General features: G+C 73.6%; 12 protein-coding genes. 8 read left to right on the top strand and 4 right to left on the bottom strand.

Annotated elements, in window-relative coordinates:
- Positions 1-15: 15 nt before the first annotated feature.
- Positions 16-1,623 (bottom strand): CocE/NonD family hydrolase, encoded by a 1,608-nt coding sequence (locus OG861_RS06560; RefSeq protein ID WP_329199580.1) that lies wholly within the window; start codon positions 1,621-1,623, stop codon positions 16-18.
- 195 nt (positions 1,624-1,818) lie between these two features.
- Here OG861_RS06560 and murJ point away from each other — a divergent pair, with 195 nt between their 5' ends.
- A complete protein-coding gene (murJ, locus tag OG861_RS06555) occupies positions 1,819-3,483 on the top strand; it encodes a murein biosynthesis integral membrane protein MurJ (RefSeq protein WP_329199581.1) in 1,665 nt (554 codons plus the stop codon).
- Positions 3,484-3,519: 36 nt separating this feature from the next.
- On the opposite strand, the gene OG861_RS06550 is transcribed toward murJ, so the two are convergent.
- On the bottom strand, positions 3,520-3,711 hold the full coding sequence (locus OG861_RS06550) for a DUF1059 domain-containing protein (protein WP_329199583.1): 192 nt from the start codon (positions 3,709-3,711) through the stop codon (positions 3,520-3,522).
- A gap of 132 nt (positions 3,712-3,843) precedes the next feature.
- Here OG861_RS06550 and OG861_RS06545 point away from each other — a divergent pair, with 132 nt between their 5' ends.
- Entirely contained in the window at positions 3,844-5,136 is a 1,293-nt protein-coding gene (locus OG861_RS06545; RefSeq protein ID WP_329199585.1) for a cytochrome P450, read from the top strand.
- Here OG861_RS06545 and OG861_RS06540 read toward each other — a convergent pair.
- Positions 5,096-5,821, bottom strand: a complete 726-nt coding sequence (locus OG861_RS06540) for a hypothetical protein (RefSeq protein WP_330261439.1) — start codon at positions 5,819-5,821, stop codon at positions 5,096-5,098. The genes OG861_RS06545 and OG861_RS06540 overlap by 41 nt on opposite strands.
- Before the next feature lie 113 nt (positions 5,822-5,934).
- On the opposite strand from OG861_RS06540, the gene ggt reads away from it, so the two are divergent.
- Positions 5,935-7,737: a gamma-glutamyltransferase gene (gene ggt, locus OG861_RS06535; protein ID WP_329199589.1), complete on the top strand. Its 1,803-nt coding sequence runs from the start codon at positions 5,935-5,937 to the stop codon at positions 7,735-7,737.
- 11 nt (positions 7,738-7,748) lie between these two features.
- Here the strand turns inward: ggt and map are convergent, their stop codons facing one another.
- Positions 7,749-8,516 (bottom strand): type I methionyl aminopeptidase, encoded by a 768-nt coding sequence (map, locus tag OG861_RS06530; RefSeq protein WP_330261438.1) that lies wholly within the window; start codon positions 8,514-8,516, stop codon positions 7,749-7,751.
- 64 nt (positions 8,517-8,580) lie between these two features.
- On the opposite strand from map, the gene OG861_RS06525 reads away from it, so the two are divergent.
- The 5 genes from OG861_RS06525 to OG861_RS06505 all read left to right on the top strand — a co-directional run bounded on the left by OG861_RS06525 (position 8,581) and on the right by OG861_RS06505 (position 13,414).
- On the top strand, positions 8,581-8,832 hold the full coding sequence (locus OG861_RS06525) for a helix-turn-helix domain-containing protein (RefSeq protein WP_053786654.1): 252 nt from the start codon (positions 8,581-8,583) through the stop codon (positions 8,830-8,832).
- Positions 8,833-8,882: 50 nt separating this feature from the next.
- Positions 8,883-9,263, top strand: a complete 381-nt coding sequence (locus tag OG861_RS06520; RefSeq protein ID WP_329199594.1) for a PPOX class F420-dependent oxidoreductase — start codon at positions 8,883-8,885, stop codon at positions 9,261-9,263.
- Positions 9,264-9,362: 99 nt separating this feature from the next.
- Positions 9,363-11,111 (top strand): hypothetical protein, encoded by a 1,749-nt coding sequence (locus OG861_RS06515; RefSeq protein ID WP_330261437.1) that lies wholly within the window; start codon positions 9,363-9,365, stop codon positions 11,109-11,111.
- A 168-nt stretch (positions 11,112-11,279) separates the two neighbouring features.
- Complete coding sequence (locus OG861_RS06510; RefSeq protein ID WP_329199598.1) at positions 11,280-12,122, top strand: nitrilase-related carbon-nitrogen hydrolase; 843 nt, start codon at positions 11,280-11,282, stop codon at positions 12,120-12,122.
- Positions 12,119-13,414: an aspartate aminotransferase family protein gene (locus OG861_RS06505; protein WP_329199600.1), complete on the top strand. Its 1,296-nt coding sequence runs from the start codon at positions 12,119-12,121 to the stop codon at positions 13,412-13,414. The genes OG861_RS06510 and OG861_RS06505 overlap by 4 nt, the downstream gene beginning before the upstream one ends.
- The last annotated feature ends 10 nt before the right edge of the window (positions 13,415-13,424 follow it).

Genomic DNA, 13,424 nt, shown 5'->3' with positions numbered 1-13,424 from the left:
GGCAGCAGCCGTGGATCACTGCTCGCGCAGCGGCACCGAGACGTACGAGGGATCGGTGCGCGGTGAGGAGAAGGTCAGCTGCGCGCCGGCCGGGTTGTGTTCGATGTACAGCGGGTCCACCGTGTCGATGACCACGGCGAGCCGGTGGCCCGCGGGCACGTCGTAGGCGGTGGAGAAGAGGTCCAGGTCCACCCCGAAGGCCTGGCCGGGCACCTTCCCGTGGAAGGTGTACGGGGCGTTGGTGACCAGCTTGCCGATGCCCAGGGGGCCGACGTCGTAGAGGTAGGCGACGAAGGTGCCGTCCCCGGCGCTGGGGGTCACGGTGGTGTGCAGCGCGACGGTGCCGCGCACGCGCCGGTCGGCGTCGTAGCGCTGCGACTGCCAGACGGCGGCGAAGGCGCGGGGCAGCAGCGGGATCGATGCGGCCGGGGGCGTCTTGGCGAGCTGGTCGAGGACGCTGGAGAGGAAGACCACCCCGCCGTCGGCGCCGGAGTCGATGTTCGCCCACACGTGCTCGCTGTCGGGGAGCGCGAACTTCTCGGAGCCGCCCGAGCCGACGGACTTCCAGTCGGCGTAGCCCTCGTAGCCGCCCTCGCTGCGGGACTTGATCTGTACGGGAGCTTCGGCGTCGATGCCGTTGCGCTCGCCCTTGAGATAACGGTCGAACCAGTGCCGGGCGTTCGTCCAGGTGTCGTTGGGCAGCCCCAGCAGGCCGGTGGCCTCGGCGGTGGCGTGGTCGCCCGGGCGGAACTCCAGGCGCTTGGGGCCGGTCAGCTTCTCGAAGAAGTCCGCATACTGGTTGGGCGGGAAGATGGTGTCGCCCCAGGCGTTGCCCATCATGACGGCGGGGCCGTTCGCGTTGATCCGGTCGACCTGGTAGGCCGCCGAGCGGATCTTGCCCCATTCGATCATCTGCGGTTCCCGGTCCAGCCGGGAGCCGAGGAAGTCGCCGAGTATGCCCTGGAGTTCGGGTCCGGGACGGCCGGTGAGGTAGCCGGCGGCGCCGAGCAGCCCGGCGGCCTGGAGGTGCTGGGTGCGGCCGGAGTAGATGGAGTCGACGATGTCGGCCCAGCCGCTGAGCGCGACCACGGCCTTGATCCGCGGGTCGTGCGCGGAGGCCAGCAGGCTGATGCCGGCCCCGTAGGAGACCCCGCCCAGGCCGATGTGCTGCGCGTCGGCGGGGGTGTGGGCCAGGGCCCAGTCGATGACGGCGGAGACGTCGGCGATGTCGGGCGGCCCCGCGACCTCGATCCGGCCGCCGGAGAGCCAGAAGCCGCGGGAGGTGTAACTGACCACCACGTAACCGGAGTCGGCGAGCTGCTTCGCCTGGGCGATGTATTCGATCTGCGGCAGGCCCCAACTGGTGGGCAGCACGATCAGCGGGTACGTCCGGCCGCTCTGGGCGCCCGCCGGGGTGAAGACGTTGCCCTTGAGGGTGATCCCGCCGGAGCCGGGGATGTCGTGGAAGCGCAGCTCCGACGAGGACGAGGTGGCTGCGGGACCGGAGGGAGCTGCGGTGGCTGCGTCCGCGGCCGCCGCCTGGGCCTGGTGGGGGGACAGGCCCAGGGCGGCTGCGGCCAGCAGGGCCGCCACGGCTGCTGCGGTGCTGGTGGTGCGGGGCATCGATGCTCCTCGCGTGCGCCGGTGACAAAGTGTGCCGACGGTAACGGGAGTGGCTTACCGTAGGTAACCCATGGGTAAGTTACGTACGGGTAACGATTGACTTCGTGTCAACAGCAGGCCCGGGTTACCCTCGGTGCCGATCGACGACCGAGCGGGGGAACCACCGATGGACCGACTTACCGACCCGGGCAGCCGGTGACGGCCACGGGAGCGGCGCCGCTCACGGCACGCCCGGGCACCGCACCGCGCAAGACGTCGGTACAGCGCAGCGGCGCACTGATGGCGGCCGGCTCGATCGTCTCCAGGGCCACCGGCTTCGTCCGCTCCGCCGTCGTCCTCGCGGCCCTCGGCACCCAGATCCGCGGCGACAGCTACGCCGTCGCCAACACCGTCCCCAACATCGTCTACATGCTGCTCATCGGCGGCGCGCTCAACGCCGTCTTCGTGCCCGAACTGATGAGGGCCGCCCGCGAACACCCCGACGGCGGCGCCGCGTACACCGACCGGCTGCTCACCGCCTGCACCGCGGCGCTCCTCGCGCTGAGCGCCGCGGCCGTCCTCGCCGCCCCGTTGATCACCTCGGCGTACACCCCCGCCTCGTACACGCCGGCCGAGGTGGACTCCACGGTGGCCCTGGCCCGGTTCTGCCTCCCGCAGATATTCTTCTACGGGCTGTTCACCCTGCTCGGGCAAGTCCTCAACGCCCGCGGCAGGTTCGGGGCGATGATGTGGACCCCGGTCCTCAACAACCTCGTGGTCATCGCCGTGTTCGGGCTCTTCCTCGTCCTCTCACACAGCGGCGGCAGGGGCTTCACCTCCGCCGAGACCCGGCTCTTCGGCATCGGCACCACCGCGGGCATCGTCGTCCAGGCCCTCGCCCTGCTCCCGTCCCTGCGCTCCGCCGGCTTCCGGTGGCGCCCGCGCTTCGACTGGCGCGGCAGCGGCCTCGCCCGCCCCCTGCGCAACGCGGGGTGGCTGGTCCTGCTGGTCCTCTCCAACCAGTTCGCCTACTGGGTCGTGACCCGGCTCTCGACCACGGCCGGGAAACTCGCCGAGGCCGACGGGGTGGCGGGCGGTGTCGGCTACGTCGCCTACACCAACGCCTACCAGCTGTGGATCGTCCCGCAGGGCATCGTCACCGTCTCCCTGGTCACCGCCCTGATGCCCCGGATGAGTGCGGCCGCGGCCTCGGGCGACCTCGGCGCCGTCCGCCGCGACGTCTCCTACGCCCTGCGCACCGGCGCCGCCCTGATCGTGCCCGCCGCCGCGCTGTTCGCGGCGCTCGCACCCTGGCTGACGGCCTGCGTCTTCCAGTACGGCGAGGTCAGGGCCGCAGACGCCGAGGTGATGGCGGGGATACTCGTGGCGTTCGCCCCCGGCCTGGTCGCCTTCTGCGCCCAGTACGTCCTCTCGCGCGGGTTCTACGCGCTCTCCGACACCCGGACCCCGTTCTTCCTGAACCTGGTCATCGTCGCCCTGAACGCCGGGCTCTCCTACGCCGCCTACGAACTCCTGCCCGTGCGGTGGATCGTGACCGGCATGGCCGCCGCCTCCTCGGCCGCCTTCACGGCGGGCGCCGCGGTCACCGCGTACGCCCTCGCCCGGCGGCTCGGCCCGCGCACGCGTGACCTCACCGGCGGCCCCGCCACGGCGGCAGGCACCCACCTGCGGCTGCTGGCCGCGTGCCTGCCCGCGGCAGCGGCCGGGTACGGCGCCGCCCGCGCCTGCGAGGGAGCCGGCCGGTTCGCCGCCACCGGCGCCGGGGCCGCGGTCCTCGCGCTCGTCGTCCTCCTCCTGGCAGCGCCTCTGCGCCTGACGGAACTCACCGCCCTGACGACGGCACTGCGCCGCAGGAGCTAGGTACGGGCCCCGTCCGGGCCGCAGGAGCCGGGCGGCTCAGGCGTGCTGGGGCACCTCCGGCTTCAGCATGCCGCGCAGCGCGGTACGGAACTCCGGAGTGTCCTCTTCGCCGTGCACGGCGACGGCGTGCTGGACAGCTGCGCCGAGGACTTCCTCTTCCTCACCCGTGATCATCAAGGTGCACCCGATCTCGCTCGGGTACTCCCTGCAGTCCATGACCTTGCGCATGACGCGCCTCCCTGGAGCGATGCCTACGGTCACCACCCACGATCCTCCGCATTCCCCCGGGAGGAAAGCCGGGCCGCCCCCACCGCCCGTGCCCCCTTGCGGGGAGGGGTGTACGGGGGCCAACGTGGCCCCATGACCGACGCCCCCGGCTACGGCGCCGACGTCCCCGACGGCCTCGACGTCTTCGACCCCCGCCTTTACGCCGCGGGCATCCCGCACGAGCGCTACCGGCTGCTGCGCGCACGTCACCCGGTGGCGTGGCAGGCCGAACCGGAGGTCCTGGGCTGGCCCGCCGGCCCCGGGTTCTGGGCCGTCACCCGGCACGCCGACACCGTACGGGTCCTGCGCGACCACGCCACGTACTCCTCCTGGCTCGGTGCCACCCAGATCCGCGACCCCGACCCGGCCGACCTGCCGTTCCTGCGGCGCACCATGCTCAACCAGGACCCGCGGCGCGGCGCCGGCGACCACGGGCGGCTGCGCCGGCTCGTCGCCCGGGCCTTCACCCCCGCCCACGTCGACGCCTTCACCGCCCGGGTGCGCGACCGCGCCCGCAGCCTGCTGTGCGCCGCCCGCGACGGGGCCGTGGACGGCGCCGCCGACCTCGTCACCGCCGTCACCGACGAGTACGCGCTGCTCAACCTGACCGACCTGCTGGGCGTCCCGGCCGCCGACCGGGGACTGCTGCTGGACTGGACCGTACGGATCATCGGCTACCAGGACCCCGAGGACGCGCCCGCGCCGCAGCCCGGCCCCGACGGGAAACCCCTCAACCCGCGCTCACCGGCCCTGCTCGGCGAGATGTTCGCCTACGCCCGCGACCTGGCCGCGTACAAGCGGGCGCACCCCGCCGAAGACGTGATGACGGCACTGGCCGCATCGGAACTCGGCCCGGGCGAACTGGAGATGTTCTTCTTCCTGCTGACCGTCGCCGGCAACGACACGGTGCGCAGCGCCGCGCCCGGCGGCCTGCTCGCCCTGGCCGGCGCCCCGGACGCCTACCGGCGACTGGCCCGCGGCGAAGTGCCCGTGGAGCGGGCCGTGGAGGAACTCCTGCGCGTCCACCCGCCGGTGCTCAGCTTCCGCCGCACCGCGGCCGTCGACACCGTACTGGCCGGGCAGCCGATCCGCGCCGGGGACAAGGTCGTGGTCTTCCACGCCTCCGCCAACCACGACGATCGCGTCTTCCACGCACCCGAACGCCTCGACCCCGGCCGGTCGCCCAACCCGCACGTCTCCTTCGGTGACGGCCCGCACGTCTGCCTCGGCGCCCACTTCGCCCGGCTGCAACTGCGCACCTTCTACGCGCAGTGGCGCGAGCTCATGCCCCCTCCCGAACAGGCGGGTGCGCCGCGGCGGTTGGTCTCCAACTTCATCAACGGGATCACGCGGCTGCCGCTGCGGGTGTCCGCGCCGCGCGCGTGACGTCGGCCGCCAGCTCGACCACGTCCGGGCCGTAGGCCTGCGAGTTGACCACCTTCAGCACCACGCAGAAGGAGTCGTTGCCGTACTTGCGGGCCAGCTCTTGGTGGTGGCGGGCCAGGTACCGCGCGCCCGCCTGGTTGCTGATCGCGGTCTGCCCGGAGATCAGGAACACCGGCCTCGTCCCCGGCCCGGTCGTCAGCCGTGCCAGCAGCACGTGGTCCACCCGGCCCCGGTCCCAGCGGAACATCTCCTCACCGACCCGGATCGCCCCCCGGTCGGGACCCGCCTCGGTGGAGACGTCGACCTGCACACCCGGCAGCATGGAGGCCAGGTGCGCGGCCGTGCGCGCGTTGGAGACCGGGCCGCCCACACAGAACTCGGCCCGCTCCCCGACGCCTTGGCGGGCCGTGTCGTGGGCCACGATCTGCAGGTTGGCAGAGCAGTCCTTGATCAACGCGGATATCTCCAGCAGCGCGAAGGCGTCGTTGCGGTGCACCGACCCCTCCGTGCCGCCCATCTGGCGGTTGACCACGAACACGCAGTCCGAGCCGGTGGGCAGTCCGAAGAAGGCCTGCTTGCGGCGCAGGGTGCGGCGCCACAGGTACGTCCGGGAGAACCAGCCGAAACCGCCGCTGATGGCGGTGGCCACCACCCCGAGCACGATGTTGCGCACGTCGTCGTTCATGGCGCGGATGGTAACCCGCCCCGCGCGGTCCTGACGCGGGGGGTGCCGTGGGGCTAAAGTGCCGGACCGGGCCCGTCACAGGGGATCTGACGGGCTGTCGACTGGAGGTACGGATGCGTCGTCCCGCCACACGTCAGTTCGCGCTCGTCGCCCTCGCCGGGGCGCTGGTGTCCACCGGCGCGGCCGCCCCGCCCTCCGCGGCGACCGGCGCCCCCGCGAAGGTCCCGGTCGCCGTCGGTTACGGCGGGGCCGTCGCCAGCGTCGACGCCGACGCCTCGGCGGCCGGCATCGAGGTGCTGCGCTCGGGCGGCAACGCCGTGGACGCGGCCGTGGCCACCGCCGCCGCGCTCGGGGTCACCGAGCCGTACTCCGCCGGGATCGGCGGGGGCGGCTACTTCGTCTACTACGACGCCGCCTCCCACCGGGTGCAGACCATCGACGGGCGCGAGACCGCCCCGGCCAGCGCGACCAGCACCCTGTTCCAGGAGAACGGCGTCCCCATCCCCTTCGCCGAGGGCCAGACCAGCGGCCGCGGCGTCGGGGTCCCCGGCACCCCGGCGACCTGGAAGAGCGCACTCGACGCCTGGGGGAGCCGGCCGCTCGGGCGGCTGCTCCAGCCCGCCGAGAAACTGGCCCGGGACGGCTTCACCGTCGACGCCACCTTCCGCGCGCAGACCGAGCTCAACCAGGACCGCTTCAAGGACTTCCCGGACACCGCGAAGCTGTTCCTGCCGGGCGGGGCGCTGCCGGTGGTCGGGTCCACCTTCAAGAACCCCGACCTCGCCGCCACGTACGCCGAACTCGGCCGCAAGGGGACCGGCGCCCTCTACCGGGGCCCGCTCGCCGAGGACATCGTCCGCGCCGTGCGCAAGCCCCCGGTGAGCCCGGCCGCGACCCGCAACGTCCGCCCCGGCGACCTGACCACCGGGGACCTGCGGGCCTACGGGACCAAGCGGCAGGCCCCCACCCAGGTGCGCTACCGGGGCCTGGACGTCTACAGCATGGCCCCCTCCTCCTCCGGCGGCACCACGGTCGGCGAGGCGCTGAACATCCTGGAGGGCACCGACCTCGGCGCGCTCTCCGAGGCGCAGTACCTGCACCACTACATCGAGGCCTCCCGGATCTCCTTCGCCGACCGGGGCCGCTGGGTCGGCGACCCGGCCGCCGAGCAGGTCCCCACCCGGGAACTGCTCTCCCAGCGCTACGCCGACACCCGAGCCTGCCTGATCACGCCGGACCGGGCACTGACCAGCCCGCTCGCCCCCGGTGACCCGCGAAAGCCGGCGCCGTGCGCCACCACCGGCCAGGCGGCGCCCACCACGTACGAGGGGGAGAACACCACCCACCTCACGGTCGCCGACCGCTGGGGCAACGTGGTCTCCTACACCCTGACCATCGAATCCACCGGCGGCAGCGCCATCACCGTGCCGGGCCGCGGCTTCCTGCTCAACAACGAACTGACCGACTTCTCCTTCGCCCCCGCCGCCCCCGGCGTCCCCGACCCGAACCTGCCCGGCCCCGGGAAGCGGCCGCGCTCGTCGATGTCGCCGACCATCGTGCTGGAGGACGGTCGCCCGGTGCTCGCCGTCGGCTCCCCGGGTGGCGCCACCATCATCACCACCGTGCTCCAGACCCTCCTCGGGCACCTGGACCGGGGCCTGCCGCTCGTCGACGCGATCGCCGCGCCGCGGGCCAGCCAGCGCAACCAGAGCACCACGGAGCTGGAACCGGGCCTGTGGGGCAGCCCGGTCCGCGCCCAGTTGGAGGCGCTGGGCCACGTCTTCAAGCAGAACCCGGAGATCGGCGCCGCGACCGGCGTCCAGCGGCTCCCGGACGGCCGCTGGCTGGCGGCGGCCGAGACCAGCCGCCGGGGCGGGGGATCGGCGATGGTCGTCCACCCGCACGGCCACCCGTAACGGCGCGCCACCTACAGGGCGGTGAGGATCCGCGGACCGTCGGCGGTGATCGCGACCGTGTGCTCGGCGTGGGCGGCGCGGCTGCCGTCGACGGTCCGCAGGGTCCAGCCGTCAGCGTCGCAGTAGTAGTCGTCCGTGCCGCCCGACGTCAGCATCGGCTCGATCGCCAGGACCATGCCGGGGCGCAGCCGCACGCCGCGTCCCGGCGGCCCCTCGTTGGGCACGCCCGGGTCCTCGTGCATGCTGCGGCCGATGCCGTGGCCGCCGAAGCCTTCGGGGATGCCGTACCCGGCGGAGCGGCACACCGTGCCAACCGCATGGGCGATGTCCCCGATCCGGTTGCCGGGCACGGCCGCGGCGATCCCCGCGGCGAGGGCCGCCTCGGCGGTCCCGATCAGCCGCAGGTCGGCCGGGCGCCCGCGGCCGACGGTGAAGCTGACCGCTGCGTCGCCGACCCAGCCTCCGAGCTTCGCCCCGCAGTCGACGCTGACCAGGTCGCCGTCGCGCAGCCGGTACCCGTCGGGGACGCCGTGCACGATCGCGTCGTTGACCGAGGTGCACACCACGGCGGGGAAGGGCGCCGGCGCGAACCGCGGCCGGTAGCCCAGGAAGGGCGAGCTCGCACCCGCCTCGCGGAGCACCTCGCGGGCCGTCCGGTCCAGCTCCAGCAGGCAGACCCCGACCTGCGCCCGGTCCCTTACGGCGGCCAGCGCATGGGCGACGACCCGCCCCGCGGCGCGCATCCGGTCGATCGATTCATCTGTCTTGAGTTCCATCATGCCAATAACTATACCGGTATAACTGTAACGGGATGATTATTGGGGGCCGGGGTAGGATGGAGGCATGGTCCGTACCCCCCTCACCCCCGAAGAGCGCGAGCGCGGCGAACGTCTGGGCGCGCTGCTGCGCGAAGCCCGCGGCGGCCGCAGCATGGTCGAGGTCGCCGCCAGCGCCGGACTCTCCGCCGAGACCCTCCGCAAGATCGAGACCGGCCGGGCCCCCACGCCCGCCTTCTTCACGGTCGCCGCCGTCGCCGAGGCGCTCGGCCTGTCCCTGGACGAGGTGCTGCGCCGCTGCGCCTTCGTCCCCGCCTGAGGGGAGCCGCACCCGGGACGGAAGTCCCCGCGATCCCCTAGGGTCGGGATATGACGATGGAGGAGCTCGGCAAGGCGCGGTACGTCAGCCTCACCACCTTCCGCAAGGACGGCACCCCCGTCGCCACCCCCGTCTGGGCGGTGGCCGACGGGGGCGAGCTGTACGTGTGGACGCGCAGCGACTCGTGGAAGGTCAAGCGGATCCGCAACAACGGGCGGGTCGCGGTGAGCGCCTGCGATGTGCGCGGACGCGTGCCGGAGGGTGCCGTCGCGGTGGAGGGGCAGGCGCGGCTGCTGGACGAGACGGGGCTGCGGCGGGTGCGGAAGCTGATGTCGCGCAAGTACACCTGGCAGTTCTGGGCGGTGGACCTGCCCGCCGCACTGGTGCGGCGGGGCGAGCGGCCGCACACCGGGATCGCCGTCAAGCTTTGAGATTCCCGTAGCCCGCCCGTAACGCGGGTGGGGTCCAATGCGGGGATGGAGACGGCGACTTCGTTGCTGATCGGTCAACTCGCTGACTACTTACGTGGGTTGACCCGGAGACTGGATCCCGGGGCGGGGTGGTACGGGGAGTTCCTGCGGCGGGACCCGGAGGGGATGCGGGCCTGTCTGGACGGCGCCGCGATACCGCCCTGGGACGTGCTGGCGTCGCTGCTGCGGGATGCGGGGGCGGTGGCGGGGGAGGTGGAGTACGCGGCCCGGCTGCGGGTCGCGGCGGTCGCCGCGTGGGACCGGGCGCCGGGTGGGGAGCGCGAACTGCGGGAACTGCTGGCCCGGGCGTCGGAGCAGCGGGCGGCGGCGGAGGCCGCCCTGGCGCGGCTGACGGAGCTGCGGGACCGGGCCACGGCCCCGGCGGAGGCGGCCGAGCTGGACCGGGAGCTGTCCTGGCTCCGGGACGACACGTCCCGCGCCCGGGCCCGCCAGGACGACTTGACGAGCCGCCTCGCGTCCCTGCGGACGCCGCCCGGCGAGGCGACACCCGGCGAGGCGACACCCGGTCACCCGCTCCCGGTGGTGCCGCGCCCCGGTCCGGTGGGGGAGCCGTTCGGGGCACTTGCGGAGGAGGCCTCGTACGCGGAGGCGGGAGCCCGTGCGGGGGCGCAGCCGCTCGGGCCGTTCCGGGAGGCCGGCCACGAGGAGCCCGCGGTTGATGCGGTGGTCCGACCGCCCGCGCCCGCGCCCGCTCTCGGGCCTCGGCGGAGGGAGCCGGATGCCGAGCGGCCGGGGGCGCCGCTCGACGGTGTGCCGGGGCAGCGGGGTGCGGGGTCGCCGGGGCGGGCCGAGGGGCGGTGGCGGCGCGGCGGTCGCCGAGCCGGAGGGGCCCGGTACGCGGGTGCGCCGGCCGAGGTGGGGCCGCCGTCCCTGCCCGTCGAAGCCCCGCAGGCGCCGCAGGCCACCCCCCGGGGCGCCCGCTTCGCCCACCTCGCCCCCACCAAGGCGGCTCCGGAGCCCGCCCCGCCGGGAACCGTGGACCCCCGCCCGACGCTCCCGCCCCAGGCCGGGCCCGCCGCCGGCCCGGCGGCCCCTCCCTCGGCCCACGCCGCCCCGACGGCTCCGCCGGAGCATCCGGCCGGTCAGCCGGTGGAGGCGGTGTGGCACGGCGGTGGGGCAGCGGTGTCGCCGGAGGCTGCCGCAGGGCGGCCGGTGGTGTCGCCCTGGTTCACCGCCGATCCGGCGGCCCCCACCCCGGACGGCGGGGGGCCCGGGGCGCGACCGGCCGTACCCGTACCCGCACCCCGGCCAGGAGCCGGCGCGGCGGTGGAGGTGCCGCGGACCGTGGCGCGGTTGGTCGGGCTGCGGGCGCAGGGTCGCGGCGGCGAGGCACACGCGCTGCTGTGCGAGGCCGCCGCGTGGCCCGCCGGCCTGCTCCCGGAGTTCGCCGCCGAGCTGGGCCGCGCCGGGCTCGGCGCCGACTGGGCCACCCTGCTGTGGGAGGCGGCCTCCCTCCCGCCCGACCGGCTCGCCGCCGCCGCGGCCGCCCTCGGGGAGGCCGGGCGGGACGCCGACTGCGACGCGCTGCTGCGCCAGGGCGCCGGCCGCCCCACCGCCGAGATCGCCGAGGCCGCCCTCGTTCTCGGCGCCGCCGGCCGCGAGCGGGAGGCCGACGTGCTCCTCGCCGCCTTCGTCCGGCTGCGCACCGCCGAGGAGGCCGCCGCCCTGGCCCGCCGGGACCCGCAGTGGTTCGCCCCGCGCCTGCTCCGCGCGGCCGCCGTACTCGCCGGGGGCAAACACCGCGACCTGTCCCACGCCCTCCGCGTCGCGGGGATCCCCCTGCCCTGAACCGCCCGTCTGCTGATCGCAAACGATCACGCGCCGACGTAACGTGATCGACTGGGCCGACAGTGCACGGCGCTCTTGCCCCACGCTGTGACGAGGCCTACGTTCTACTCCCTACGGACACCGTCTACGTGCGTAGAAGTCGGCGTTCCCGTCGCGAGGAGGCACCTCATGGCCCAAGTCGTCCGCGCCGCACTCGTCCAGGCCACCTGGACCGGAGACACCGAATCGATGATCGCCAAGCACGAGGAGCACGCCCGCCGGGCGGCCGCCCAGGGTGCGAAGGTCATCGGCTTCCAGGAGGTCTTCAACGCCCCCTACTTCTGCCAGGTCCAGGAGCCCGAGCACTACCGGTGGGCCGAGCCCGTGCCCGACGGCCCCACCGTCCGCAGGATGCAGGACCTGGCCCGCGAGACCGGCATGGTGATCGTCGTACCGGTTTTCGAGCGGGAGTCCGAGGGCTTCTACTACAACACCGCCGCGGTCATCGACGCCGACGGCAGCTACCTCGGCAAGTACCGCAAGCACCACATCCCGCAGGTCAAGGGCTTCTGGGAGAAGTACTACTTCCGCCCGGGCAACCTCGGCTGGCCCGTCTTCGACACCGCGGTCGGCCGCGTCGGCGTCTACATCTGCTACGACCGGCACTTCCCGGAGGGGTGGCGCCAACTCGGCCTCGCGGGAGCCCAGTTGGTATACAACCCCTCTGCCACCCACCGCGGTCTGTCCGCCTACCTCTGGCAGCTGGAACAGCCCGCCGCGGCCGTCGCGAACGAGTACTTCATCGCGGCCATCAACCGCATCGGCCAAGAGGAGTACGGCGACAACGACTTCTACGGCAGCAGCTACTTCGTCGACCCCCGCGGGCAGTTCGTCGGGGAGGCGGCGAGCGACAAGGAGGAAGAACTCCTCGTCCGAGACCTCGACTTCGATCTGATCAAGGAAGTCCGCGACCAGTGGGCCTTCTACCGCGACCGCCGCCCCGACGCCTACGGAGGACTCGTACAGCCGTGAGCAACCCGATCCCCCTGCACAGCCGCCACCGCGCCGTCCTGCCGGACTGGCTCACCCTCTACTACGAGCGCCCCATCGAACTCACCCACGGCGAGGGCCGCCACGTCTGGGACGCCGAAGGCAACCGCTACCTCGACTTCTTCGGCGGCATCCTCACCACGATGACCGCCCACGCCCTGCCGGAGGTCACCAAGGCCGTCTCCGAACAGGCCGGGCGGATCATCCACTCCTCCACCTTGTACCTGAACCGCCCGATGGTGGAGCTGGCCGAACGGGTCGCCGCCCTCTCCGGCATCCCCGACGCCCGGGTCTTCTTCACCACCTCCGGCACCGAGGCCAACGACACCGCCCTGCTGCTCGCGACGACGTACCGCCGCTCCAACCAGATCCTGGCGATGCGCAACAGCTACCACGGCCGGTCGTTCTCCACGGTCTCCATCACCGGCAACCGCGGCTGGTCCCCGACGAGCCTCTCGCCGCTCCAGACGTTCTACGTCCACGGCGCGGTCCGCACCCGGGGCCCCTTCGCCCACCTCGGTGACGCCGAGTTCACCGCCGCGGCCGTCGCAGACCTGGAAGACGTACTGGGCCAGACCCGCGGGGGAGTGGCCGCGCTCATCGCCGAACCGTTCCAGGGCGTCGGCGGGTTCACCTCCCCGCCCGACGGCCTCTACGGCCGGTTCCGCGAGGTCCTCGACCGGCACGGCATCCTGTGGATCAGCGACGAGGTGCAGACCGGCTGGGGGCGCACCGGCGAGCACTTCTGGGGCTGGCAGGCCCACGCCCAGAACGGCCCGCCGGACATCCTCACCTTCGCCAAGGGCATCGGCAACGGCATGTCCATCGGCGGGGTCGTGGCCCGCCCCGAGGTGATGAACTGCATCGACTCGAACTCCATCTCCACCTTCGGCGGCTCCCCGGTCACCATGGCGGCCGGCGTCGCGAACCTCGCCTACCTGTTGGAGCACGACCTCCAGGGCAACGCCCGCCGCGTCGGCGGCCTGCTCCTGGAGCGGTTGCGGGCCATCGCCGCAACCGTGCCCGCGGTACGGGAGGTGCGGGGCCGGGGCCTGATGGCCGGCCTGGAGCTGACGAAGCCCGGCACCGACACGGCCGACCCCGAAGCCGCCGCCGCCGTACTGGAGGCCGCGCGTGCCGGAGGGCTGCTCCTCGGCAAGGGCGGCGGGTACAACACCAGCGTGCTGCGCATCGCGCCGCCGCTCTCCCTCACCGTCGCGGAGGCGGAAGAGGGCGCCGAGATCCTCGAACAGGCCCTGCGGAGTCTGAACTAGCAGCGAGGGA

Source organism: Streptomyces sp. NBC_00539 (genome assembly GCF_036346105.1).
Lineage (GTDB): Bacteria > Actinomycetota > Actinomycetes > Streptomycetales > Streptomycetaceae > Streptomyces.
The sequence above is the reverse complement of the archived record's forward strand: the minus strand, read 5'-3'. Positions and strand labels throughout refer to the sequence as shown.